Source organism: Dryocola clanedunensis (assembly GCF_038405435.1).
In the GTDB taxonomy this organism is placed as follows: Bacteria; Pseudomonadota; Gammaproteobacteria; order Enterobacterales; family Enterobacteriaceae; genus Dryocola; species Dryocola clanedunensis_A.
In genome coordinates this window covers 551,504-576,178 of the sequence record NZ_JBBYHZ010000003.1, presented here as the reverse complement: position 1 = coordinate 576,178, position 24,675 = coordinate 551,504, and the positions used below count along the sequence as shown (strand labels likewise).

Here is a 24,675-nt window from a genome sequence, read left to right as displayed (position 1 = left end):
GGGACTTGTGGGACAATCAGATAAAACTCAGGCGGTCGAATGACCGCCTGGAGATGTTCACTTACGCCTGGTGACCGTTGATATAATCAATGGCAGCCTGAACGGTAGTGATTTTCTCAGCTTCTTCGTCCGGAATCTCAGTATCAAACTCTTCTTCCAGAGCCATTACCAGCTCAACGGTGTCAAGAGAATCAGCGCCCAGGTCCTCAACGAAGGAAGCGGAGTTGATGACTTCTTCCTGCTTAACACCCAGTTGTTCGCCAATGATTTTCTTAACGCGTTCTTCGATAGTGCTCATACTCTTAAATTTCCTATCAAAACTCGCTTTCGCGATGGTTTTCGTAGTGTATAAAATGTTGAAAAAGATGCAACTAAATCCCGGCAGGTCGTACCACGATTTTACGCTATTTTGCGGGCATTCGCCCAAATAACGCAAATAATTTTAATCGTGGTTAAACCATGTACATTCCGCCATTGACGTGCAGGGTCTCACCAGAGATGTACCCGGCCTCGTCAGAAGCTAAAAATGCTACTGCACTGGCGATTTCTTTTGCGTCACCTAAGCGACCCGCTGGAACCTGCGCCAGGATACCCGCACGCTGATCGTCAGAGAGCGCACGCGTCATGTCCGTTTCAATAAAGCCCGGAGCAACAACGTTTACAGTAATACCACGGGACGCCACTTCGCGCGCCAGTGATTTACTGAAACCGATCAAGCCTGCTTTCGCCGCAGCGTAGTTGGCCTGACCAGCATTTCCCATGGTACCAACCACAGAACCGATAGTGATAATACGACCATGACGCTTTTTCATCATAGCTCGCATTACCGCTTTTGACAGACGGAAAACTGATGACAAGTTGGTTTCGATGATATCGTCCCACTCGGCATCTTTCATGCGCATCAGCAGGTTATCACGAGTGATACCGGCATTATTGACCAGAATGTCCACTTCGCCAAATTCTGCACGAATATTTTCCAGAACCGACTCGATAGAGGCCGGATCGGTCACGTTCAGCATAAAACCTTTGCCGTTCGCGCCTAAATAGTCACTGATGGCCTGCGCACCGCTTTCGCTTGTCGCAGTACCAATTACTTTTGCGCCGCGAGCCACCAGGGTCTCTGCGATCGCACGGCCGATACCACGGCTTGCGCCGGTTACCAGCGCAACTTTTCCTTCAAAACTCATGGTCTTCCTCGTTTTATTGCTCAAGCGCCGCTGACAGGGAAGCAGGCTCGTTAATGGCCGCTGCGGTCAGGGTGTCAACAATACGTTTAGTCAGGCCGGTCAGGACTTTACCTGGGCCGACTTCCAGCAACTGGGTCACGCCCTGTGCCGCCATAAATTCTACAGATTTGGTCCACTGCACCGGGCTGTAGAGCTGGCGTACCAGCGCGCTACGAATCGCCTCCGGTGAAGTTTCGCACTTCACATCAACGTTGTTCACAACCTGAACGGCTGGCGCGTTGAAGGTAATATTTTCCAGCGCAACGGCAAGTTTGTCTGCCGCAGGCTTCATCAGCGCGCAGTGTGACGGCACGCTGACAGGTAAAGGAAGAGCACGTTTTGCACCAGCGGCTTTACAAGCGGCGCCCGCACGTTCAACGGCTTCTTTGTTACCCGCAATCACAACCTGGCCCGGAGAGTTGAAGTTGACCGGGGAGACAACCTGCCCCTGCGCCGCTTCTTCACAGGCTTTAGCGATGGAAGCATCGTCCAGACCGATAATAGCAGACATGCCGCCGGTGCCTTCCGGCACCGCTTCCTGCATCAGTTTGCCACGCAGTTCTACCAGACGAACAGCGTCGGCAAAGTTGATTACGCCTGCGCACACTAGAGCAGAATATTCACCCAGGCTGTGACCTGCCATCAGCGCTGGGGTTTTACCGCCCTGCTGCTGCCAGACGCGATAAATCGCAACGGAGGCCGCCAGCAGCGCTGGCTGAGTCTGCCAGGTTTTATTCAGCTCTTCGGCCGGGCCGTTTTGCACCAGCGCCCAGAGATCGTAGCCCAGCGCGTCTGAAGCTTCACGGAAAGTATCTTCAACAATCGGATACGCGGCGGCTAACTCTGCCAGCATTCCGACGTTCTGAGAACCCTGTCCCGGGAAAACAAAAGCAAATTGCGTCATTTTCTCATTCCTTTAATCAAAAACGAACCAGTGCCGAACCCCAGGTAAAGCCGCCGCCGAACGCCTCAAGCAGCACCAGCTGACCGCGTTGAATGCGACCATCACGTACCGCTTCGTCCAGCGCTGCCGGCACGGAGGCCGCAGAGGTATTACCGTGCCTGTCCAGCGTCACCACAACGTTGTCCATCGACATTCCCAGCTTTCTCGCCGTCGCGCTGATAATGCGCAGGTTGGCCTGATGCGGCACCAGCCAGTCGAGATCGGAACGATCGAGGTTGTTCGCCGTCAGGGTTTCATCAACGATGTGGGCCAGTTCAGTTACGGCAACTTTGAACACTTCGTTACCGGCCATCGTCACGTAGGACGGTTTGGACGGATCGAAACGGTCCTGGTTTGGCAGCGTCAGCAATTCACCGTAACTGCCGTCAGCATGCAGATGTGTTGACAAGATGCCCGGCTCTTCGCTCCTGCCAAGCAGGACCGCACCGGCACCATCGCCAAACAGAATAATTGTGCCACGATCGTTTGGATCGAGCGTGCGAGCCAGCACGTCAGCACCGATCACCAGCGCGTAATCTACCGCACCATTTTTGATGTACTGATCGGCGATGCTCAGCGCATAGGTAAAGCCTGCGCATGCGGCCGCAACGTCAAATGCCGGGCAGCCTTTGATTTCCAGCATGCTCTGCACCTGGCAGGCGGCGCTTGGAAACGCGTGCGTCGAAGACGTCGTCGCGACGATGATTAAGCCAATCTGTGACTTATCAACACCGGCCATTTCAAGGGCGCGGGTCGCAGCCTGGAAACCCATTGTGGCAACGGTTTCGTCAGGCGCGGCGATTCGGCGTTCACGAATACCTGTACGGGTGACAATCCACTCGTCAGAGGTATCCACCATTTTTTCCAGGTCGGCGTTAGTCCGCACTTGTTCGGGCAGGTAGCTGCCCGTACCAATAATCTTCGTATACATGTACGCTCAGTCACTCTTGGGTAATACAGATTCCAGGCGAGCGGCAATCCTTACCGGAACTTGCCGCCTCACCGCCTGCACTGCCTGTTCAATCGCGACAGCAAACGCTCGCTGATTGGCCGCACCGTGGCTCTTGATCACGGTGCCGCGCAATCCTAACAGACAGGCGCCATTATACTGGTCGGGGTTGAGGTGACTGAATCGCCTGGTCAGATGCTTTTGTAACCAACGCTTCAATAAAATCAGCCACCACGACCTTTTTTTCCCTTCGCCCTGTGATTTGAGCAGGGTAAGGAACATCCTGACAACCCCTTCCATCGTCTTGAGCGTGACGTTTCCTACAAACCCGTCGCACACCAGGACATCCGTTTTTCCGGTCAACAGTTCGTTGGCTTCAAGATAACCAATATAGTTGATAGAAGGCATTGTTTTTAATAATGCGGAGGCATCGCGAATGCTGTCGAGACCTTTGGTCTCTTCTTCACCGATGTTCAGCAGCGCCACGCGAGGATTCACCACGCCCAGCACTTCTTCCGCCATCACGGAGCCCATAATGGCAAACTGCACCAGCATATTGCTGTCGCAGTCGACGTTGGCTCCGAGATCTAATACTACCGTTTTGCCCTTTTGCTGATGCGGCAACACCGTCATCAGCGCCGGACGCTCAATTCCCTCAATGGGCTTGAGCAATAATTTCGCCAGCCCCATCAGCGCGCCGGTATTCCCGGCACTGACGCAGGCTTCTGCCCGCCCCTCTTTGACCAATTCAAGCGCCACCCGCATAGAAGAACCGCGACTGTTGCGGATCGCTTGCGACGGCCTGGCATCACTGGCAATAACCGATTCCGCAGGAATAATCTGCAGACGCGAACGTTTATCAAAATCAGCTTTGGCAAGTAATGGCGTGATGGTGTCGGGGCAACCGACCAGGAGAAGGCTTAGCTGGGAGTTAGAGTCCAGTGCCTGCAATGCTGCAGGCACTGTCACGGAAGGACCGAAGTCCCCACCCATGGCATCTAACGCAAGGGTTAGACGTGTCAAGGTATCGTCAGGATTACTTAACGATAACCTTGCGGCCGCGGTAGAAACCGTCGGCAGTCATGTGGTGACGCAGATGAGTTTCGCCAGAAACTTTGTCCACGGACAGGGTGCTGGTGGTCAGCGCGTCATGGGAACGACGCATGCCACGTTTGGAACGGGTTGGTTTATTCTGTTGTACGGCCATGGACCTTACTCCTCAATTACTTACGCTTTAAACTGGCTAATACGGCAAATGGGTTTGGTTTCTCCGCCTCTGCAGGCAGTTTGCCAAAGACCATGTCCGCCTCGGACACTTCACAGTGTTCAGAATCATGCACCGGAACCACCGGCAGGGAGAGGATGATTTCATCTTCTACCACCGCCAGAAGATCGATTTCGCCAAATTCGTTAACCTGAACTGGCTCATACGCTTCCGGGAGTGCTTCAGCCTGCTCGTCTTTGACGATCGGGCTAAAACAATACTGCGTGTAGACCTGATGCGCAAACGGCTTCCCGCAACGCTGACATGAGAGTGTTAACGAGACCTTCGCATCACCGGTTAAAACCGCGAGGCGTTGTTCGTCGATAGCAAACCGCATATCGCATTCCACATCACTGTCTACACTGACCACAAATTCGGCGACGCGCTCTACCTGTTCAGGTGTATACACACCATGGTAATCAAGGCGTTTTTGAGCCGTACGAACCGGATCGAGAGTCAGGGGTAATTTTACCTTTTGCATAGGGCGCGCATATTAACTTTGTAACGTCATAGAGTCAAAGAAAAAGGCCTCATAACAGCGCCTTTCGCCATTTATTCGCACACATTGCGGTGGCACAGTTTAAAATGCCTTTATCCAATTCGCTATCTTTAATGAAAAAAATATGAAACCTATTGTGCTGGCTTCAACTTCTCCCTTCCGCCGTGCGCTGCTTGAGAAGCTTGGTATGCCTTTTATAACGGCCTCACCGCTTACTGATGAAACACCCCGGCCCGGCGAGAGCGCGCGTGAACTGGTCACGAGGCTGGCTCAGGCGAAAGCTCAGGCGTTAAAAGAGGACTACCCTTCCCATCTTATTATTGGATCGGATCAGGTTTGCGTCCTGGAGAATAAAATTACCGGCAAGCCGCACACCGAAGAGAACGCTGTCGCCCAGCTGATGCAGGCGCGTGGCAGCATTGTGACCTTCTACACTGGACTTGCCCTCTATAACTCAGAGAACGGCCAGTTGCAGACCGCCTGTGAACCATTTGACGTCCACTTCCGCCATCTGAGCGAGGAAGAGATTCGCGCCTACGTACGCAAAGAGCAGCCGCTGCAGTGCGCGGGGAGCTTTATGTGCGAGGGATTAGGCATAGCGCTGTTCGAAAGGCTTGAGGGACGCGATCCCAATACGCTAATTGGCCTGCCGCTTATCAGCCTGTGCGAGATGTTGCGAAACGAGGGGTGCAATCCACTGGGGCAGTAAGTTTGTCGGAAAATTGTCGGATGGCGCTGCGCTTATCCGGCCTACGGGACGGGTTTTGTAGGGTGGATAAGCGACAGCGCCATCCACCGGTAAGTGGGCATAAAAAAAGCTCCCGGGCGGGAGCTTCTGATCAGGCCGTTTTGCGCAGGACGGTAAGGCAGCGCTTCAGCTCATCGTCCATCGGCGCTTCAACGCGCATCACTTCACCGGTATTCGGGTGGGTGAATTTCAACGCGGCAGCGTGCAGGAAGAGGCGGCTAAGCCCGGTACCGTTCAGCTGTTTGTCGAACTCGCGGTCACCGTAGCGGTCATCGAAGGCGATGGGATGCCCGGCATGCAGGGTATGCACACGAATCTGGTGCGTACGGCCAGTCACAGGGCTGCAGCGTACCAGGGTTGCAAACTCATAGCGCTCTTCCACCTTAAAGCGGGTTTCGGAAGGCTTGCCCTCGCTGTTCACACGCACAATACGCTCACCGCTTTGCAGGATGTTTTTTAGCAGCGGTGCCTGAACAACCTTGATGTGCGACTGCCACTGGCCGCGAACCAGCGCCAGATAATCTTTCTGCATGCCCTTCTCACGCAGCTGCTCATGCAGCGAACGCAGCGCGGAACGCTTTTTGGCCACCAGCAGGATCCCTGATGTATCGCGGTCGAGGCGGTGCACCAGCTCCAGGAAACGGGCTTCCGGGCGCAGAGCGCGCAATCCTTCGATCACCCCAAAGCTCAGGCCGCTGCCGCCGTGAACGGCGGTGCCCGAAGGTTTGTTGAGCACCAGGATATGGTCATCTTCATAGAGGATGGCATCGGTAAGCGCCGCCACTTTCTGAAGATGGGGAGAGACCTGCACCTCTTCACGTTCGGCCACTCTCACCGGCGGGATGCGAAGCTGATCGCCATCCTCTAATTTGTACTCGGGCTTGACGCGTTTTTTATTCACGCGCACTTCACCCTTACGCAAAATGCGATAAATCATGCTTTTTGGCACGCCCTTGAGCCGGGCAAGCAAAAAGTTGTCGACACGCTGCCCGGCCTCATCGGCGGAAATAGCAACGATTTGTACTGAAGGAGATGGAGTCTGCGTTTTCATGGTCGGCGATTCTAATTAGCGCACGCGCATAGCGCCACTCATTTTTATGTGCTTAACTGACTTCAGCCTCATTTATCACAACTTAACCTGCTTTTATTCATTTTCTGTACAAATTGAAAAACTGCGGGTTAAAAAACTGTAAGAAACGAGGCATCAAAGGCAAAAGTCACCTTGCTATAACAAGCTTAGCAATGGAATAATGTTGCGGTTTTCCGTGTTAAGACTTGTCAGAACAGGAACTTTGCGGAATTACCAGTTTTGCCTGAATGTTCATCCACGCAGCAATGGCGTAAGACGTTTTGTACTTTCAGGCAGTTAGCGGGCTGCGGGTTGCAGCCTGACCGGTAAAATGGAATCAACTCTTAAGAAATATTCTAAGGTTATTCCCACGATAATTGCGCTGTATTTCCGTATGAAATACAGGCTACCGACACTTTGCGCCTCTCAGCAAGCGACAACCGTGAGGTTGGCGACTGTGCGATCAGTCACGAGGCCATCGGTTCATTCCCGGTCAGCGTCACCATGCCCGTAGCTTATCTACCAATGTAAGAATAATGAGTAAGTTACGATGAAGAGAATGTTAATAAACGCAACTCAGCAAGAAGAGTTGCGCGTCGCCCTTGTAGATGGGCAACGCCTGTACGACCTGGATATTGAAAGCCCGGGACACGAACAGAAAAAAGCCAACATCTATAAAGGAAAAATCACGCGTATTGAACCAAGTCTGGAAGCGGCATTTGTTGATTACGGCGCTGAACGTCATGGTTTCCTGCCTCTGAAAGAGATCGCCCGCGAGTACTTCCCGTCAAACTATTCATCTCATGGCCGCCCGAACATCAAAGATGTTCTGCGCGAAGGTCAGGAAGTGATCGTTCAGATTGATAAAGAAGAGCGTGGTAATAAAGGCGCGGCGCTGACGACTTTTATCAGCCTGGCCGGTAGCTATCTGGTTCTGATGCCAAACAACCCGCGTGCCGGTGGTATCTCCCGCCGCATCGAAGGTGATGACCGTACCGAACTGAAAGAAGCCCTCTCCTCGCTGGAGCTGCCGGACGGCATGGGTCTGATTGTGCGCACGGCCGGCGTGGGTAAATCCGCGGAAGCGCTGCAATGGGATCTGAGCTTCCGCCTCAAGCACTGGGAAGCTATACAGAAAGCGGCGGAAAACCGCCCTGCTCCGTTCCTGATCCACCAGGAAAGCAACGTTATCGTCCGTGCTTTCCGTGACTATCTGCGCCAGGACATCGGTGAAATCCTCATCGATAACCCGAAAGTGCTCGAGCTGGCTCGCCAGCATATCGGCGCGCTGGGTCGTCCGGACTTCAGCAGCAAAATCAAGCTCTACACCGGTGAAATCCCGCTGTTCAGCCACTACCAGATTGAATCGCAGATTGAATCCGCCTTCCAGCGTGAAGTCCGTCTGCCTTCCGGTGGCTCGATTGTTATCGACTCTACCGAAGCCCTGACCGCTATCGACATCAACTCCGCTCGCGCAACCCGCGGTGGCGATATCGAAGAGACAGCGTTCAACACCAACCTTGAAGCCGCCGATGAAATCGCCCGCCAGCTCCGCCTGCGCGACCTGGGCGGTCTGATTGTTATCGACTTCATCGATATGACCCCGGTACGCCACCAGCGCGCGGTTGAAAACCGCCTGCGTGAAGCGGTGCGCCAGGACCGTGCGCGTATCCAGATCAGCCATATCTCCCGTTTTGGCCTGCTGGAAATGTCCCGTCAGCGTCTCTCCCCTTCCCTGGGCGAGTCAAGCCACCACGTGTGCCCACGCTGTAGCGGTACCGGCACCGTTCGTGATAACGAATCCATGGCCCTCTCCATTCTGCGTCTGATTGAAGAAGAGGCGCTGAAAGAGAACACCCAGGAAGTGCACGCCATCGTTCCGGTGCCAATTGCTTCCTACCTGCTGAACGAAAAACGTGATGCGGTAAGCGCCATTGAAACCCGTCAGGGCGGCGTTAAAGCCGTCATCGTGCCTAACGATCAGATGCAAACCCCGCATTACTCCGTGCTGCGCGTGCGCAAAGGCGAAGAGACCAAGACCCTCAGCTACATGCTGCCGAAGCTGCATGAAGAAGAGATGGCAATGCCTTCTGACGAAGAGTACGCCGAGCGTAAACGTCCTGAACAGCCAGCATTAGCCACCTTCGTGATGCCGGATGTGCCGCCAGCGCCGCAGGAAACTACACCAGCTGCCGCGCCGGCCGCCGCTGCGAAACCAGCCGCTGCTGCCCAGCCTCAGACCCCTGCTCAGCCTGGCCTGATTAGCCGCTTCTTCAGCGCGCTGAAAAACATGTTTGCTGCGGAACCTGAAGCTGAAGCTAAAGAAGTTAAGGTCGAGAAACCGGCAGAAACCGAAACCCAGCGTCAGGGCCAGGATCGCCGTAACAACCGCCGTCAGAACAACCGCCGTGACCGTGGCGATCGCAATAATCGCGGTGAACGTGGTGACCGTGAGAACCGTGGTGAAAACCGCGACAATCGCGAAACTCGTGAAACCCGTGAACCACGCGAGCCGCGTGAAGCACGTGAGCCGCGCGAGAATCGTGACGAAAACCGTCGCAATCGTCGCCAGGGCCAGCAGCCAAATGCTGAAGTGCGTGAAGTTCGTCAGAACGTCGCCACCGAAGAAGCTGAAAAGCCTAAGTCACGTGACGAGCAGCAGCCGCGTCGCGACCGCAACCGTCGCCGTAGCGATGACAAGCGTCAGGCGCAGCAGGAAGTTAAATCCCTGCAGCGTGATGAAGTCGTTGAGGTCGAGTCCGAGCAGGAAGAACGCGTTCAGCACATGCCGCGCCGCAAGCCGCGCCAGCTGAGCCAGAAAGTGCGCTTCGAATCTGCTGAAGACATCGCCAACGCTCAGGCAAATGCCGCCGCGCTTGAACTGGCAGCTCAGGAAGAGTCCTCAGCACCGGCAGCCGTTGCACCGCATACAGAAGTCGCCACCATTCCACTGCCAGCGGTTGTTGAAACTCAGGCAGCAGAACAGGATGACAATGTAGATACGCGCAACGATGCCAACGGTATGCCACGTCGTTCACGCCGTTCTCCACGCCACCTGCGCGTGAGCGGCCAGCGTCGTCGCCGTTACCGTGACGAGCGTTACCCAACCCAGTCACCAATGCCGCTGACCGTTGCCTGTGCTTCACCAGAGCTTGCCTCCGGTAAAGCCTGGATCCAGTATCCGATTGCCCGCCCGGAAATTGCGTCGCATGAAGAGTTCCAGAGCAACACAGCGGAAAACAACGCGGCTGAGAATGCTGTTGAGCAGGTAGCCCCGATTGCTGCGGCAGTTGAGCAGCAGGTTGCGGCTCCGGCTGAAGTTGTCGTGACTGAGCCAGTCGTTCAGGAAGCGCCGGTTGAGACACCTGTTGTCGAAACCACGCATCCGGAAGTGATTGCCGCTCCGGTTACCGAACAGCCTCAGATTGTTGAGCAGCAGGATGAAGCCGTGGCCGAACAGGTGATTGCAGAAGCGGCTCCGGCAGCGGAAGAGATCAGCGAGCAGCCGGTACAGTCTGTGGAAATCGCCGAAGAGGCGCCTGTCGTGGTTGAAGAAGCTGCGCCAGAAGCACCGGTGGCTACCGTTGAAGAAAGCAAGCCAGCCGTCGCTGCGCCTGCCCCGGTTGCTGAACCAGCACCTGCGGCTGAACCAGCTCCGGTTACTGAACCAGTACCTGCGGCTGAGCCAGCTCCAGCGGCGAAACCAGCACCTGTTGCTGCTGAAGTCCCTGCTGCGGTACACGCCGTTAAGCATGCTACTGCGCCAATGACCCGCGCTCCGGCGCCGGACTACTCGCCAGAGCCAGCGCGCCATAGCGACTGGGTACGCCCGGACTATGAGTTCAGCGGTCGTGGTTCTGCAGGTGGCCACAGCGCCACTCATCAGGCTACCGCGCCAGCTACTCGTCCGCAAAGCGTCGATTAAGCTAAAGCGCTAAGCTAAAAAGCCGGTCAGGAAACTGACCGGCTTTTTTTATCGCTGTTATTCCCGAGCGCAGGACAAAAAAATGCCCGCTCCGGGGTGCGGAAGCGGGCAGAGAAAGCGAGCCGGTTTCCAGGCTCGCCCAAACAACAAAAGATTACTTATTCAGCTGGAACAGCGACATCCCCTGCATATCGCTGAAGGCCTTATAGGACGCCTGAAGCGCGGCCTGCTGCATCACATACGAAGAGATTGTTGAGTTCCAGTCAACGTCCACCAGGTTACTCATCTGGGTAGTTTGCCCCAGCGCCCTGTCAGACCCCAGCGAATCAAGCTTGTCCAGCTCGTTAAGCTGCGTGCCAAGCTCCGCACGTACGGTCAGCACGTTGTTGAGGGAGTTTTTCAGGCCGCGGTTGGTTTTATCAATCACTTCAGCCTGTACGGCCTTTCCCGCGTCGTCCAGATCTGCCACCGGCGTTTTCAGCGAGGCAATCGCCGAGTCCAGCATTTCGAACAGATTAGTTTCTGAAGCATCGCCGTTTGGCTCCTTCACCGCATTGCTGGTGACCGAATTGAAAACTTCTTTGCCGGTATGGCCGATGGTCATGGTACGGGCGGCGTCTACGGTTTGTGTGATCCCGGTGCTGCCCCCTTCATAGCCGACCTTCCCCGTCGTCGCATTTTCCACGAACGGGGCGCTCTCGGTTTTGTAACCGGCAAAGATAAACCGGCCGTTGCCGTCGGTGCTGTTTGCCAGGTTCAGGATCTGGTTGCGGATCCCTTCAAGGTCGGTGGCCAGCGACGCGCGGTCATCATCGCTTAAGGTACCGTTACCGGCGTTAACAATTCTCTCCTGCGCGCTCTGGATTGCCGTCGTCACCTGCCCCAGCACGTTCTCTTCAAGAGAGACTTTCTGGGTGGCGAAGGTGCGCGCCAGCGCATACTGGCTGTTCTGCGACTGAGCCTGAGAGAGCACCACCGCCTGCGAGGCGGCAATAGGGTCGTCGGAAGGACGGTTGACGCGCTTGCCGGTCGACATCTGCTCGCCGTAGCGTAGCCATTCGCTCTGGGCACTGGTCACGCCGCGCATGTTCTGGTCGTACATCATTTGGGTGCTGATACGCATACGTTGCTCCTGTTAACGAATGGCCAGTAGGGCATCAAACATCGACGATGCGGTCTGTAAAACCTGAGCATTCGCCAGGTAGTACTGCTGGAAGCGCTGCAGGTTGCCGTACTCTTCATCCAGGTTGACGCCGGAGATGGACTGCTGCTGGTTGCTCAGCTGCGTGACCACGTTGCTCTGGGTGGTGCTGGTGACTTTAAGGCTGGCCGTCTTGTTGCCGACGTCGCTGACCAGGCTTGCATAAGCGTCGTTGAACGATTTATTCCCGCCGACCTCTTTCGCACTCTGCAAATCAAGCAGCGCCTGGGCGTTGCGGTTATCGCTCTCGCCTGCGGTCGGATCGCTTGCCAGCGCCAGCTCGCTTTCGTCGCTGATAGCCACGTCCATATTAACGATGACGTTGCTGACCGGCTTGACGGTGAAGCTGTCATTTTTAGCAGGCGCGCCGCTGATATCGATTTTCAGCCCGTCAAAATTCAGGCTTTTGTTGCCGCTGCCGTCGTCGGCAACGCCCGGGTTTATTTTGGCGTTGTCAGACAGGCGGGTCACCTGCCAGTCGGTACCGTCGAACGTCACTTTATAATCGCTGGCCTGTACTTTAGTGCTGTCGGCAACGTTTGCGGAGAGGGAGGTTCCCGGAGTGTTCTTGCTGTTGCCGATAACCGTCGGGCCACCGAGATCGAAAAGCGCCTCGCCTTTGTGGCCGTTGGCGTCGTAACCCTGGGTATGCTGATCGTTAAGCGCGGTCCCGAAGGCAAGCGCCAGCTGGCCCAGACGGTTGCGTGCGCTGTCCAGATCCTGAGAGCGGAAGGCAAGCAGGCCGCCGAGAGAGCCGTTAGTAAGCTGCTTCTCCGGGATTTCCGTGGTGCCGGAAACTTTATCTACATAGGCTACTGTCGTGCGGGTCGGATCCGCGCTGGACGGCACGGCCGCCAGCTGGTTTGCCGTTGAACCCTGCACCAGGTTAATGCCGTTGGCGATTGAAACGTTGTAGGTGCCGCCGTCCTGCACGCTGACTTCAACGCCGACAATCTGGTTAAGCTGGCTGACCAGCTGGTCACGCTGATCCAGCAGGTCGTTAGGGGATGCGCCTGCGCCCACGCCCTTCAGGCGGGAGATCTGATCGTTAAGGTTGGCAATCTGGCTGGCGTAGCTGTTGATCTGCTCCACGCTGCTGGTGATGGCAAGGTTGACCTGCTTGTCCTGGTCACGCAGATACTGGTCGGTTACCTTAAACTGGTTAACCAGACCGTCCGCTTTTCCCAGCATCGCCTGGCGGGCCGCCGAATCAGAGGCGTTGCTGACCAGCGTTTGCAGGCTGGTAAAGAAATCCTGCATGGTGGTGGCGAGCGTATTGGTGGAGCCGGACAGCATGTCGTCGATTTTCGACATCTGCTGATACTGCGTTGTCAGCCCGCTGCTTTGGTTCTGCGCGCCGCGCAGCTGGTTGGTGATAAATGAGTCATATTCACGCTGCACGCCGCTTACGTAGACGCCGTTACCCACAAAGCCACCGGCGCCCAGCGTACTGTTAGCCTGGGCGAGCAGCGTCGTCTGGCGGGTGTAGCCCGCGACGTTATAGTTGGAAATGTTATTACTGACGGTGTTCAGTGCCGACTGGGCAGCACTCAGGCCACTCATGGCACTGTTAATCAGGCTACTGGACATGGATTTTCCTTAAGCACGTATAGTCACGGGTCCCGTCGAATAGTATCGGCAGCACGCCGCAGGACTTGAGTCGAATCAGAACAATTTGGACAAATCGTTACCGTAGGCTTTGGCGACCTTCTCGCTCATGCCTTTCAGCTGCTGGATCATGCCCGTCAGCTTGCGGGCGTAGTTCGGATCTGTGGCGTAGCCCGCGTTTTGCAGCGCCTGGGCACCCTGCTCTGGCGTGCTCGCGCTGGTGACGGCGGCATAGCGAGGATTACGGGTCAGCATGCCGACATAGTCAGAAAGCGCCTCCAGATAAGAGCCGTAGACGCGGAATTTCGCCTTCACCTTCTTCGCTTCGCCGTTTTCAAATTCGGTGGTGGTGATTTCCGCAACCGGTCCCTTCCAGCTGCTCGTCGCCTTCACGCCGAAAATATTGAAGCTCGGCTCGCCGCTGCTGGTGAGGATCTGCCGCTGCCCCCAGCCGGACTCCAGCGCGGCCTGCGCCAGAATCAGGTGATGAGGAATGCCGCTTTGCTCGCTCGCCAGCCGCGCCGGGAGGGAGAGCTGGGCCAGGAAGTCTTTGCTGTCGCCGCTCAGGGGCTCTTCGTTTGACGGGGCCTTAGGCACCGCCTGGCGCACCATCTGAGTCAGCGTCTGGTTCTGGAAGCTGGTCACCGTCTGCAAATCAAACTTCATCGGCACCCTGCCCGCCTCTTCCGACGGGTCGGCGTTTTCCCCCATCTGTTTGACCATCATGTCCGCAAAGCCCAGCCCTTTGCTGCTGAGCTGCTGGGAAATTTGCTGGTCGTACATGCTGGTGTACATGCGCGTTGAGTCGCTGCTGAAAATGCCGTCTTTTGGCAGCGCCTCGCGCATGCTTTTAAGCATCATCTGCACGAACATCCCTTCCACTTCGCGGGCCACCGATTTCAGGTGACCCTTCGGATCCTGGCCGACCTTCGCTTTCAGCTCGTTTAAAGAGCTGGCATCCCATGCGGCGCTGGCCAATGACCGGGTGTCGTTCAGCATCAGATGATTTCCACTTTTGCACGCAGGCAGCCCGCGCTCTGCATGGCCTGGATGATGGACATCAGCTCCATCGGCGACGCGCCAAGGGTATTGAGCGCGCGCACCACGTTATTCAGGTTGGCGCTGGCGTTAACCCGCTGCATCGCCCCGCCGCTCTGGCGCAGATCGATTTGCGTTTGCGGGGTGACCACGGTCTGACCGCCGCCAAACGGCGTATCCGGCTGGCTGACCTGCGCGGAGCGGTTGACGGTGACCGACAGGTTACCCTGCGCAATCGCGCAGCTGTCCAGCGTCACCTCGCGGTTCATTACTACGGAGCCGGTGCGGGAGTTAATGATTACTTTCGCATCCTGCACCGCTACGTTGACCTCAAGATTCTGAATGCCGGCCAGCAGGCGCACCTGCGAGCTGTTGCCGCTCGGGGTACGAATCTGTACGGTGCGGGCATCCAGCGCGGACGCGCTGCCGTAGCCCTGGGCGCGGTTGATGGTGTCGGTGATTTGCTGGGCGAGCGTGAAGTCGTCGTCGTTCAGCTGCAGGTTGATAACGTTGCCCTGGCCGAAGGTGCCCGGCAGCTCGCGCTCAATGACCGCACCGTTGGTGATGCGTCCGCCGTTAAGCTGGTTAACCTGCACGCTGCTGCCGCCTGCGGAAGCCCCGGCACCGCCTACCAGAATGTTACCCTGCGCCAGCGCGTAGACCTGGTTATCCACCCCTTTCATCGGGGTCATCAGCAGCGTGCCGCCGCGCAGGCTTTTGGCGTTACCCATAGAGGACACCACGACGTCGATGTTCTGCCCGGAACGCGCGAACGCGGGATATTTTGCCGTCACCATAACGGCGGCCACGTTCTTGAGCTGCATGTTGGTGCCGGCCGGAACGGTGATCCCCATCTGCGAGAGCATGTTATTCAGGCTCTGGGTAGTGAATGGCGTCTGCGTCGTCTGGTCGCCGGTGCCGTCCAGGCCGACCACCAGCCCGTAGCCGATCAGCGAGTTCTCGCGCACGCCCTGAACGCTGGTCAGGTCACGGATACGCTCGGCCTGGGCCAGCGTTGCCACCAGCATCAGCATGCCGATTAAATATTTGACCATGTGATTCCCCACTTACATCGGTGACAGGTTAAGGAAGAAACGCTGCAGCCAGCCCATGTTCTGCGCCTCGTTGATATAGCCGTTGCCGACGTATTCAATGCGGGCATCGGCCACCTGGGTGGACGGTACGCTGTTGCTGCCGCTGATGGTGCGCGGGTTCACGACACCGGAGAAACGTATGAACTCCGTTCCCTGGTTAATAGCGATCTGCTTTTCGCCCACCACGTGCAGGTTGCCGTTGGCAAGCACCTGATCGACCGTGACGGTAAGCGTACCGCTGAAGGTGTTGCTGGCATTGGCGCCGCCTTTGCCGTTGAAACTGTTGCCGCCGGAGCCGTCAATGGACGCGCGGTCGTTGCCAAACAGGCCTTCGAGGTAGCGCGGCGTGACGTCCAGGCCGAAATTAGTTTTGCCATCGCGGCTGGCGTTGGCCGACGAGCTTTTGCTCGCGCTGACGTTTTCCTGAAGCTGGATGGTCAACGTATCGCCTACGTTACGCGGGCGACGGTCCTCAAACAGCGGCTGATAGCCGTAGTTCACCGGCTGCGCGGTCTGGAAAATAGAGCCGTTGATCACAGGCGCAGGGCCGGGCACCGGCTGGGCAGTGGTCGCCCCTTCAACCAGCGGTTTGGTGGGGATCAGGGCGCAGCCGCCGGTTGCCAGCAGCAGGCAGGCAATGGCGGGACGAAGAACCAGTTGTTTTTGCATTGCTTTCATCTTCAGGTCTCAGCTGCCGGCGCGCGGACGCGCCGGCAGGCATCTTACAGCTGCGTCAGTTTTTGCAGCATCTGGTCTGTGGTCGAGACCGCTTTACTGTTGATTTCGTAGGCGCGCTGGACCTGGATCATGTTGACCAGCTCTTCCGCCACGTTGACGTTAGAGGTTTCGACATAGCCCTGATACAGCAGCCCCGCGCCGTTAAGCCCCGGCGTACTTTCATTCGGCGTACCGGATGACTGGGTTTCGGCATAGAGGTTTTCCCCAAGGCTCTCCAGACCGGTATCGTTCATGAAGGTCGTCAGGTTAAGCTGACCAACCTGAACGGGCTGCGCCTGGCCCTGCTGGGTGACGCTGACGATACCGTCGCGGCCAACGGTGATGGTCAGCGCGTTCGCCGGGATAGTGATCGCAGGCTGAACCTGATAGCCGCTGGAGGTCACCAGCTGGCCGTTCTGGTCGACCTGGAACGAGCCGTCGCGGGTATAGGCGTTCGAGCCGTCCGGCAGCTGCACCGTGAAGAAGCCGTCGCCTTTGATCGCCACGTCTTTGCTGTTGTTCGTCTGGGACAGGTTGCCCTGGCTGTGCAGACGTTCAGTGGCAACCGGACGCACGCCGGTACCAATTTGCAGGCCGGAAGGCAGCGTAGTCTGCTCGGAAGACTGGGCGCCCGGCTGACGAATGGTCTGATAAAGCAGATCTTCAAATACCGCGCGCTGACGCTTAAACCCGTTGGTGGAGACGTTTGCCAGGTTGTTGGCAATCACATCCATGTTGGTTTGCTGGGCGTCAAGACCGGTTTTGGCGATCCATAAAGAGCTGATCATGTTGATTTCCTGTTAGTTACGCCTGGGCGCTTAGCTCATCGACAGCAGCTGGTTGGCGCGCTGCTCGTTTTCATCGACGCTTGAGATAATCTTCATCTGCATCTCAAAGCGGCGGGCGCTGGCAATCATGTCGGCCATGGCCTCCACCGGCTTCACGTTGCTGCCTTCCAGCACGCCCGGCATCACTTTGATGGTCGGGTCGGCCTGCAGGGTAGCGCCACGTGCGGCCAGGGCGGTCGGGTTCAGGCGGAAGAAGCCGTCGTCCCCGCGCACCACTTCCTGCGCGGTAGCCTTAACCAGCTTCAGCTTGCCAATCGGCGCAACCGTGTTGGGGTTATCGCCCGCGTTAAGCGCAGAGATGGTGCCGTCGGCCGCGATGGTGACTTCCGCCCCTTCCGGAATGGCAATCGGGCCACCGTCTCCCATCACGGGCTGACCGTGCAGGGTGAGCTGGCCGGTTGGGCTTCGCTGCATGCTGCCGTTGCGGGTGTAGGCTTCGGTGCCGTCAGCACTTTGTACCGCCAGCCAGCCGTCCTGCTGTAGGGCGACGTCGAGGGGGCGCTGGGTGTAATCCAGCTGGCCCTGGCTCATGTCCACCCCGGGCGTAGAGGCGGTGACGAGGGTACGGGTTGGCAGTGAAAGCCCTTCTACCGGAACCGCACGCAGCGCGGTAAGCTGCGCGCGAAAGCCCGGCGTTGAGGCGTTGGCCAGGTTGCTGGCCGTCACCGCCTGCTGGTTCAGCGTCTGGCTTGCCGCGCCCATGGCGGTATAAATTGCGTGATCCATTAAGCCGTCCCGTCAGGCGCTTAGCGCAGGTTAACCAGGGTATTGAGGATCTGATCCTGGGTTTTGATGGTCTGCGCGTTAGACTGATAGTTACGCTGCGCGACGATCATATTCACCAGTTCTTTACTCAGGTCCACGTTCGAAGACTCCAGCGCGCCGTTGGTCAGCGTACCGAAGTTACCGCTGCCCGCCGTGCCCAGCAGCGCCACGCCGGAAGCGTTGCTCGCCGACCAGACGTTATCGCCCTCGGAAGAGAGGCCTTCAGGGTTGGCGAAGTTGGACAGCACGATCTGGCCCAGCAGCTGGGTCTGTTCGTTGGAGTAGTTGCCGACCACGGTGCCGTCATCGTTGATCTGGTAGGACACCAGGTCGCCCGGCTTATAGCCGTTCTGGCTGACCGCCACGATGTTGTTGGAGCCGGTGTTCTGCTGCATGGAGTTCAGGAAGCTCAGATCGAAGGTGCCTGCAGCAGAACCGTTTAACGAAGCCATATTGATCGTGATTTGCGGCTGCGCGTTGGGGTTAGCGTCCAGCGCGCCAGTCGCGTCGTAATTCCGCACTTCTGTCAGGGTGCCTGCGTCGCTGTAGCTCATCTGCGCAGCCTTAGTGAAACCCGCGCCGCTGATGCTGGAGTCCTGGGTGTAGACATCCCACTTGTTGTCGGTGGTTTTGACGTAGTAAACGTTCATGTCATGGGAGTTGCCGAGGCTGTCGAAAACCGTCACCGTCCCTTTCTTGTTATAAGTATCAGCATCGGCCGGGTTGAACGGCGATACGGCTGGCTTAGCGTCGGTGGAGTTAAGGTTGACCTGCATAGCCGCCGTCGAGGTAGCTTTCGCCGCCATCAGCGTATTCGGCACGGACAGGCCTACCGGGTTAGCACCCTGCTGGATGGTCGGCGGCGTACCGGTTGCCGGGTAGCCGGTGAGCTGTAAACCCTGCATGTTCACCAGGTTACGGTTTTCATCCAGCTTGAACTGGCCGTTACGGCTGTAGAACACGGAGCCCGCGCTATCCACCAGGCGGAAGAAACCGTTCTGGCTGATAGCCACGTCCAGGCCGCGCCCGGTGTTGGTGGTGGTGCCGTCGTTAAAGTCCTGGGTGATGCCCGCCACTTTTACGCCGAGGCCCACTTTTGAACCGGCAAACATGTCGGCAAAAGAGGCGGAACCGGCTTTAAAGCCGTAGGTGGCGGAGTTGGCAATGTTGTTACCAATCACGTCCAGGTTGGTGGCCGCAGCATTCAGGCCGCTGACCGCTTGAGAAAAGGCCATGTCTTACTCCTGCAAAGGTTGAAGGCTTAAATGATCTGCCTGATTTGGTCGAGGGTGGTGGTGCCGTAGGTGCCGAGGTCGAGCTGGGTCGCGCCGTTGCTGAGCGTGACGCCGTTGACCATGGCAAAGTTAAGCGGCTGCGCGACCAGCTGCGTGCTGCCGTTGCTGGCGTTGATCGCCACGTTATAGGCGCCGTCCGGTGCGGTGGTGCCGTCCGTCATGCTGCCGTCCCAGGTAAAGGTGTGCACGCCCGCGGTCAGCGCGCCGATATCAATCGTGCGCACCACTTTGCCGCTGGCGTCGGTAATCGTTGCGGTGACTTTATCCGCGGCCTGCTGAAGCTCGACGCCGAACGGCGTGGTGGCTTCGCTGCCGGAGAGAATTTTGCTGCCGGGGATCATCACGCCGTGGCCAATCAGCGTGCTGGCCTGAACCTGCTGATTGTTGCTGATCTGGCCGGAGACGGAGCCTAAGGTCGTGTTCAGTTTTTCGATGCCGCTCACCGTGCTGATCTGCGCAAGCTGCGTGGTCAGTTCGTTGTTCTGCATCGGGTTGGTCGGATCCTGGTTTTTCAGCTGGGCTACCAGCAGGGTCAGGAAGCTGCCCTGCAGATCCGAAGCGCTGCTGCCCGTCAGGCTGCTGGTGCCGGTGTTAGTACTGGTTGCGGCGCTGGTGGTGGTATCGTTTACGTTAACGGCAAGAGACATGCGTTACTCCTTTATTGACCGAGAGTCAGGGTTTTCAACATCATGCTCTTCACGGTGTTGAGCACTTCCACGTTGGCCTGGTAGCTGCGCGAGGCGGACATGCTGTTCACCATCTCACCCACCACGTCGACGTTCGGCATCTTCACGTAGCCTTTGGCATCCGCCATCGGGTTACCGGGCTGATAAACCATGCGGTCCGGATCCTGGCTTTCCACGACTTCACTGACCTTCACGCCGCCGGTCTGCGCGCCGGGAGCGGCGTCGACCTGAAACACGACCTGTTTGGCGCGGTAGGGCTGTCCGTCCGGCCCCGTGGCGCTGTCGGCGTTGGCCAGGTTACTGGCCGCCACGTTCAGGCGCTGGGACTGGGCCGTCATTGCCGAGCCGGCAATATCAAAAATATTCAGTAACGCCATGGATTAGCCACCCTGTTGCAGCACGGACATCATGCCTTTGATTTGCCCGCCCAGAACCGTCAGGTCGGATTGATACTTCAGGCTGTTATCAGCAAATTGCGTACGCTCGCGGTCCATATCGACGGTGTTGCCGTCAAGCGCGGGTTGGTCAGGAACACGGTAAAGAAGATCCAGTTGCGGTACGGTTTGCGTCTGCGCCGGAATATGGCGAGCCGAGGTCATAGCAAGCGATACGCCTGTGCCCTCCGCGCGCCCGCGATCCATCACTTTCTTCATTTCGCTGGCAAAATCGATATCCCGCGCCTGATACCCCGGGGTATCCGCGTTGGCAATATTGGCTGCCAGAATCTCCTGACGCTGGGCACGCAAATTAAGCGCTTCCTGCTGAAATCGCAGCGCGGCGTCCAGTTTGTCGAGCATGTTCCCTCCGCATAATTAGGATTTGTCCGACAGCTTACGGCCCCTTACGCGTGCGTTATCGACGGAATAAACGCAAAATGCATCGCTATTTGTCGCCTTGATCAATTCCGCCTGCGGGTAGAATCGCTGCAACCTGAACAAGGAGTGGCATCATGAACAAAGTGAAAATCTGCGCTGGCACCGCGGCTTTGCTGGCTGCGTTTTATGCAGGCGCCGGCCAGCTGGACGCGCCGCTGACCCAGTTTTTCCAGCAGCGGCTGGCGGGCATCAGCGATGACGTGGCGGTGACGGTGAAAACCCCAGACGCGCAGCTCCCCGACTGCCCCCAGCCTGAATTTGTGATGCCCGGCAACGGACGCCTGTGGGGAAGCGTCAGCGTGATGGTGCGCTGCGGCAGCGATAAGCGTTTTGTTCAGGTTGCGGTAGCGGCCAGCGGGAATTACGTCGTTGCGGCACAGGCCTTAACGCGCGGCACCCTGCTTAGCGAAAGCAATGTGCGGATGAAATATGGTCGTCTGGATCGGCTCCCGCCGCGCACCATGCTCGATCTGAAGCAGGCGGCGAATGCAGCTACGCTGCGGGACATCGCGCCGGATCAGCCGATTATGCTGTCGATGGTTCGCCAGTCCTGGCGGGTGAAAGCGGGCCAGCATGTGCAGGTGGTCGCCTCGGGGGAAGGATTCAGCGTCAACAGCCAGGGCCAGGTATTAAATAACGCCGCGGTGGCGCAAAATGCCCGCGTGCGTATGGCCTCCGGGCAGATTGTCAGCGGCACGGTAGATCCTGATGGGAATATTCTGATTAATCTGTAATCTTTTTAAAGATTCAGTGGCGGCTGCCGATAAATAGTTAACGATGAAACTGACTGGCTCTCCGCCGTGAGCCTCCCCTCGAAGAGGATAAAATAATGAGCATTGACCGCACGTCGCCTTTGAAGCCGGTTAGCACTGTCCAACCGCGTGAAACCACCGATACTCAGGCGCAGAAAAGCCGTCTGGAGAAAAGCACCACGGCAAACAGCACCAGCGTGACCCTGAGCGATGCGCAGGCTAAGCTGATGCAGCCAGGCAGCAGCGACATCAATATGGAACGTGTTGAGGCGCTGAAAACCGCAATCCGTAACGGCGAACTGAAGATGGATACCGGCAAAATCGCCGATGCGCTGATTCAGGATGCCCAAAGCGATTTACAGAGTAACTAATTGCATGAGTCGTCTGTTAGAAGTGCTCGACCAAATGACTGCGGTGCTCAATTCACTCAAAGAGGTGATGGACGCCGAACAGCAGCAGCTCTCTGCGGGCCACGTAAACGGCAGCGCGCTGCAGCGCATCACCGAAGATAAAAGCTCGCTGCTGGCGACGCTCGACTACCTTGAGCAGCAGCGCCGGGCGGAGCAAAACCCCGAAGCGCAGTCCAGCACGGACGTAAGCCAGCGCTGGCAGACGATTACCCAGAAAACGCAGCATTTGCGCGACATTAATCAGCACAACGGCTGGCTGTTAGAAGATCAGCTGGAGCGTAACGAGCAGGCATTAGCGGTACTGAAGCCGCACCAGGAACCCAAATTGTATGGGGCAGATGGGCAAGCCACGACGATGAATCGCGGCGGAAATAAAAAGATTAAGATTTAGGTATTTAAGTGTCGGATGGCGCTCACGCTTATCCGACCTACGCTCTATGTCAGTATAAATAGGGTGGACAGGCGCCAGGCGCTATCCACCGCTAGGACTACCGTGGCAGCGCCTTGAGGATCTTCATGGTGGCATCCACGTCAATTTCATCTTCAGAGAAAATCAGCGTGCTGTTCTGGAAAGTGGTGATCGCCAGCTTTTTCAGCGTACGCATCTCCCCTTCTTTCTTGTCATCCTTCGGACGGATGCTGTTCATCAGCAGGCCCACGGAAAGCACCGTTTTCTCTTTGTCGATCTTCGAATCCGCAGGCACTTCTTCGCTGTAGACCAGGAAAGACTTGATGGCGGTGATTTTGATACGCTCACCGGCAATAAAAATATACTTGCTGTCTGGCTCAACCTTGACCGCAAAGGCGGACAGACCTTTGTTATTGGTGGTTGGCTCAAAGGTCACCGCCGCATCTTTCTTTATCAGTTCTGGATTAGCGACTTTGATGACGTGGAAATAACGGTTATCGCCGTTTTCATCTTTGATAAAACCAAAACCTTTTTCTTCAAACCAGGTTGTGATTGTCCCGTTCATAGCTCTGTTACCTACTTAAAAATTCAACATATAAATAGTAGGGTGGATAAGCGCGCGCGTCATCCACCTCAGGAAAAGTTACAGCGTTCGTCGTGCGAAATCTTTCACTTTGAAGCCCAGCACCATCAGCGTACCGAAGTAGGCGGCGATCCCCGCAACCACCACGGCCATCAGGCGCACCAGGCGATAAGCCATGTTGCCGACGTCCCAGGCTGGCATGACGTGCATCATACCTAACAAGACGGCGGACATCACGACCACGGCGGCAAGCAGACGCCAGAGGAATGGCGCCCAGCCCGGCTGCGGCTGGAAAATATCCTGCTTACGCAGCTGCCAGTACAGCAGGCTGGCGTTAATACAGGCTGCCAGACCAATGGACAGCGACAGGCCAGCGTGCTTCAGCGGCCCGATGAACGCCAGGTTCATCAGCTGGGTGAGGATCAGGGTCACAATCGCGATTTTCACCGGCGTTTTAATGTCCTGGCGGGAATAAAATCCCGGGGCCAGCACCTTCACCACGATAAGCCCCATCAGCCCCACGGAATAGGCCACCAGCGCGCGCTGCGTCATCGCCGCATCAAAGGCGGTGAATTTACCATACTGGAACAGGGAGACGGTCAGAGGCTTAGCCAGGATACCCAGCGCGACGGCGCTTGGCAGCGCCAGCAGGAAGCACAGGCGCAGGCCCCAGTCCATCAGACGCGAATATTCGTCGTGGTTGCCGCTGGCAAAGCTCTTCGCCAGGGAAGGCAGCAGGATAGTCCCCAGCGCCACGCCCAGCACCCCGGACGGAAACTCCATCAGGCGGTCGGCATAGTACATCCAGGAAACCGAGCCGGAAACCAGGAAAGAGGCAAAAATCGTGTTGATGATAAGCGAGATCTGGCTGACGGAAACGCCCAGAATCGCAGGCCCCATCTGCTTAATCACCCGCGTAGCGCCCGCGTCCTTCAGGTTGATGCGCGGCAGCACCAGCATGCCGATTTTCTTCAGGTGCGGCAGCTGATAGGCCAGCTGCAGTACCCCGCCCACGGTGACAGCCCACGCCAGCGCCATAATCGGCGGGTGGAAGTGCGGCGCGGCAAACAGCGCAAAGCCAATCATGCTCAGATTGAGGAAGGTAGGCGCAAACGCCGGAACGGAAAAGCGGTTCCAGGTATTAAGGATTGCCCCGGCCAGCGATGCCAGCGAGATCAGCATGATATAAGGAAAAGTGACGCGCAGCAGGTTAGTGGTCAGCGTGAATTTGTCCGCGGTGTCGGCAAAGCCCGGCGCGGTCACCAGAATCACCCACGGCGCGGCTATCATGCCCAGCACGGTGACAACCGCCAGCGCGAGCGTCAGCAGGCCCGAGACATAGGAGACAAACACGCGGGTCGCATCTTCGCCCTGCTTACTTTTGTATTCGGCCAGAATGGGCACGAACGCCTGGGAGAAAGCCCCTTCGGCAAAAATACGGCGTAAAAGGTTCGGCAGCTTGAAGGCGACAAAAAAGGCGTCCGTCGCCATCCCTGCCCCAAACACCCTTGCCACAATGGCGTCGCGCGCGAAGCCGAGCACGCGAGAAAACATGGTCATCGAGCTGACGGCAGCCAGCGATTTTAAGAGATTCATTGTTATTCGGTTCCACAAACATCAACGCCTGCGGCGCAGGCGTTGTCGATAACAGCAGTTGTTGGGTGGATAAGCAGCGCCTCATCCACCGTATGGCTTGATTTGTCGGGTGGCGCTTCGCTTGCCCGACCAGCCAGCAACGGCTTTTCGTCAAATCCAGCGGCGTAGTCTACCG

At 57.1% G+C, this 24,675-nt stretch carries 27 protein-coding genes; 5 read left to right on the top strand and 22 right to left on the bottom strand.

The window, feature by feature from the left end; genetic code table 11:
* Positions 1-61: 61 nt before the first annotated feature.
* The 7 genes from acpP to yceD all read right to left on the bottom strand — a co-directional run bounded on the left by acpP (position 62) and on the right by yceD (position 4,863).
* The gene (gene acpP / locus AAE045_RS10365) at positions 62-298 is read right to left on the bottom strand and encodes an acyl carrier protein (protein WP_034456161.1); all 237 of its coding nucleotides are present in this window, start codon (positions 296-298) and stop codon (positions 62-64) included.
* A 154-nt stretch (positions 299-452) separates the two neighbouring features.
* Positions 453-1,187, bottom strand: coding sequence for a 3-oxoacyl-ACP reductase FabG (gene fabG, locus AAE045_RS10360; RefSeq protein ID WP_271128575.1), 735 nt, complete (start codon positions 1,185-1,187; stop codon positions 453-455).
* A gap of 13 nt (positions 1,188-1,200) precedes the next feature.
* Positions 1,201-2,130 carry an ACP S-malonyltransferase gene (gene fabD, locus AAE045_RS10355; RefSeq protein WP_455547641.1) on the bottom strand — a complete coding sequence of 310 codons (930 nt, stop codon included), beginning with the start codon at positions 2,128-2,130 and terminating at the stop codon, positions 1,201-1,203.
* A 16-nt stretch (positions 2,131-2,146) separates the two neighbouring features.
* Entirely contained in the window at positions 2,147-3,100 is a 954-nt protein-coding gene (locus tag AAE045_RS10350) for a beta-ketoacyl-ACP synthase III (RefSeq protein ID WP_455547640.1), read from the bottom strand.
* A 6-nt stretch (positions 3,101-3,106) separates the two neighbouring features.
* A complete protein-coding gene (gene plsX / locus AAE045_RS10345; protein WP_455427762.1) occupies positions 3,107-4,141 on the bottom strand; it encodes a phosphate acyltransferase in 1,035 nt (344 codons plus the stop codon).
* A 13-nt stretch (positions 4,142-4,154) separates the two neighbouring features.
* Positions 4,155-4,325: a 50S ribosomal protein L32 gene (rpmF, locus tag AAE045_RS10340; protein ID WP_202304884.1), complete on the bottom strand. Its 171-nt coding sequence runs from the start codon at positions 4,323-4,325 to the stop codon at positions 4,155-4,157.
* Between the two features lie 16 nt (positions 4,326-4,341).
* Entirely contained in the window at positions 4,342-4,863 is a 522-nt protein-coding gene (gene yceD / locus AAE045_RS10335) for a 23S rRNA accumulation protein YceD (RefSeq protein ID WP_271128572.1), read from the bottom strand.
* A gap of 142 nt (positions 4,864-5,005) precedes the next feature.
* Between yceD and AAE045_RS10330 the strand changes: the two genes are divergently transcribed.
* Positions 5,006-5,590 carry a Maf family protein gene (locus tag AAE045_RS10330; RefSeq protein ID WP_455547639.1) on the top strand — a complete coding sequence of 195 codons (585 nt, stop codon included), beginning with the start codon at positions 5,006-5,008 and terminating at the stop codon, positions 5,588-5,590.
* A gap of 130 nt (positions 5,591-5,720) precedes the next feature.
* Here AAE045_RS10330 and rluC read toward each other — a convergent pair whose 3' ends face one another.
* Entirely contained in the window at positions 5,721-6,680 is a 960-nt protein-coding gene (gene rluC / locus AAE045_RS10325; RefSeq protein WP_455427760.1) for a 23S rRNA pseudouridine(955/2504/2580) synthase RluC, read from the bottom strand.
* 568 nt (positions 6,681-7,248) lie between these two features.
* On the opposite strand from rluC, the gene rne reads away from it, so the two are divergent.
* Positions 7,249-10,623: a ribonuclease E gene (rne, locus tag AAE045_RS10320; protein WP_455547638.1), complete on the top strand. Its 3,375-nt coding sequence runs from the start codon at positions 7,249-7,251 to the stop codon at positions 10,621-10,623.
* A 154-nt stretch (positions 10,624-10,777) separates the two neighbouring features.
* Here the strand turns inward: rne and flgL are convergent, their stop codons facing one another.
* The 11 genes from flgL to flgB all read right to left on the bottom strand — a co-directional run bounded on the left by flgL (position 10,778) and on the right by flgB (position 20,672).
* On the bottom strand, positions 10,778-11,746 hold the full coding sequence (flgL, locus tag AAE045_RS10315; RefSeq protein WP_455547637.1) for a flagellar hook-associated protein FlgL: 969 nt from the start codon (positions 11,744-11,746) through the stop codon (positions 10,778-10,780).
* A gap of 12 nt (positions 11,747-11,758) precedes the next feature.
* Positions 11,759-13,414: a flagellar hook-associated protein FlgK gene (gene flgK, locus AAE045_RS10310; RefSeq protein WP_455547636.1), complete on the bottom strand. Its 1,656-nt coding sequence runs from the start codon at positions 13,412-13,414 to the stop codon at positions 11,759-11,761.
* A 75-nt stretch (positions 13,415-13,489) separates the two neighbouring features.
* Complete coding sequence (gene flgJ, locus AAE045_RS10305; protein WP_455547635.1) at positions 13,490-14,431, bottom strand: flagellar assembly peptidoglycan hydrolase FlgJ; 942 nt, start codon at positions 14,429-14,431, stop codon at positions 13,490-13,492.
* Positions 14,431-15,525 carry a flagellar basal body P-ring protein FlgI gene (locus tag AAE045_RS10300; RefSeq protein WP_455547634.1) on the bottom strand — a complete coding sequence of 365 codons (1,095 nt, stop codon included), beginning with the start codon at positions 15,523-15,525 and terminating at the stop codon, positions 14,431-14,433. The genes flgJ and AAE045_RS10300 overlap by 1 nt, the downstream gene beginning before the upstream one ends.
* A gap of 12 nt (positions 15,526-15,537) precedes the next feature.
* A complete protein-coding gene (locus AAE045_RS10295) occupies positions 15,538-16,233 on the bottom strand; it encodes a flagellar basal body L-ring protein FlgH (protein ID WP_455547633.1) in 696 nt (231 codons plus the stop codon).
* Positions 16,234-16,286: 53 nt separating this feature from the next.
* Positions 16,287-17,069: a flagellar basal-body rod protein FlgG gene (gene flgG / locus AAE045_RS10290; protein ID WP_455427753.1), complete on the bottom strand. Its 783-nt coding sequence runs from the start codon at positions 17,067-17,069 to the stop codon at positions 16,287-16,289.
* A 30-nt stretch (positions 17,070-17,099) separates the two neighbouring features.
* Positions 17,100-17,855: a flagellar basal body rod protein FlgF gene (locus tag AAE045_RS10285; protein WP_455547632.1), complete on the bottom strand. Its 756-nt coding sequence runs from the start codon at positions 17,853-17,855 to the stop codon at positions 17,100-17,102.
* Between the two features lie 20 nt (positions 17,856-17,875).
* Positions 17,876-19,129, bottom strand: a complete 1,254-nt coding sequence (flgE, locus tag AAE045_RS10280) for a flagellar hook protein FlgE (RefSeq protein WP_455547631.1) — start codon at positions 19,127-19,129, stop codon at positions 17,876-17,878.
* Positions 19,130-19,155: 26 nt separating this feature from the next.
* Entirely contained in the window at positions 19,156-19,836 is a 681-nt protein-coding gene (gene flgD / locus AAE045_RS10275) for a flagellar hook assembly protein FlgD (protein WP_455547630.1), read from the bottom strand.
* Between the two features lie 11 nt (positions 19,837-19,847).
* Complete coding sequence (gene flgC / locus AAE045_RS10270; RefSeq protein WP_455427749.1) at positions 19,848-20,252, bottom strand: flagellar basal body rod protein FlgC; 405 nt, start codon at positions 20,250-20,252, stop codon at positions 19,848-19,850.
* Between the two features lie 3 nt (positions 20,253-20,255).
* Positions 20,256-20,672, bottom strand: a complete 417-nt coding sequence (gene flgB / locus AAE045_RS10265; RefSeq protein ID WP_455547629.1) for a flagellar basal body rod protein FlgB — start codon at positions 20,670-20,672, stop codon at positions 20,256-20,258.
* Positions 20,673-20,824: 152 nt separating this feature from the next.
* Between flgB and flgA the strand changes: the two genes are divergently transcribed.
* The 3 genes from flgA (at position 20,825) to flgN (ending at position 22,303) form a co-directional block, all read left to right on the top strand.
* On the top strand, positions 20,825-21,484 hold the full coding sequence (gene flgA / locus AAE045_RS10260) for a flagellar basal body P-ring formation chaperone FlgA (RefSeq protein ID WP_455547628.1): 660 nt from the start codon (positions 20,825-20,827) through the stop codon (positions 21,482-21,484).
* A gap of 95 nt (positions 21,485-21,579) precedes the next feature.
* On the top strand, positions 21,580-21,873 hold the full coding sequence (flgM, locus tag AAE045_RS10255) for a flagellar biosynthesis anti-sigma factor FlgM (protein WP_455547627.1): 294 nt from the start codon (positions 21,580-21,582) through the stop codon (positions 21,871-21,873).
* A gap of 4 nt (positions 21,874-21,877) precedes the next feature.
* Positions 21,878-22,303: a flagella biosynthesis chaperone FlgN gene (gene flgN / locus AAE045_RS10250; protein ID WP_455547626.1), complete on the top strand. Its 426-nt coding sequence runs from the start codon at positions 21,878-21,880 to the stop codon at positions 22,301-22,303.
* Between the two features lie 97 nt (positions 22,304-22,400).
* On the opposite strand, the gene AAE045_RS10245 is transcribed toward flgN, so the two are convergent.
* The 3 genes from AAE045_RS10245 to AAE045_RS10235 all read right to left on the bottom strand — a co-directional run bounded on the left by AAE045_RS10245 (position 22,401) and on the right by AAE045_RS10235 (position 24,640).
* Positions 22,401-22,886, bottom strand: a complete 486-nt coding sequence (locus tag AAE045_RS10245) for a cold-shock protein (RefSeq protein ID WP_455547625.1) — start codon at positions 22,884-22,886, stop codon at positions 22,401-22,403.
* Between the two features lie 78 nt (positions 22,887-22,964).
* Positions 22,965-24,500 (bottom strand): murein biosynthesis integral membrane protein MurJ, encoded by a 1,536-nt coding sequence (gene murJ / locus AAE045_RS10240; protein ID WP_455547624.1) that lies wholly within the window; start codon positions 24,498-24,500, stop codon positions 22,965-22,967.
* 2 nt (positions 24,501-24,502) lie between these two features.
* Positions 24,503-24,640, bottom strand: coding sequence for a hypothetical protein (locus AAE045_RS10235; protein ID WP_455547623.1), 138 nt, complete (start codon positions 24,638-24,640; stop codon positions 24,503-24,505).
* Positions 24,641-24,675 lie beyond the last annotated feature (35 nt).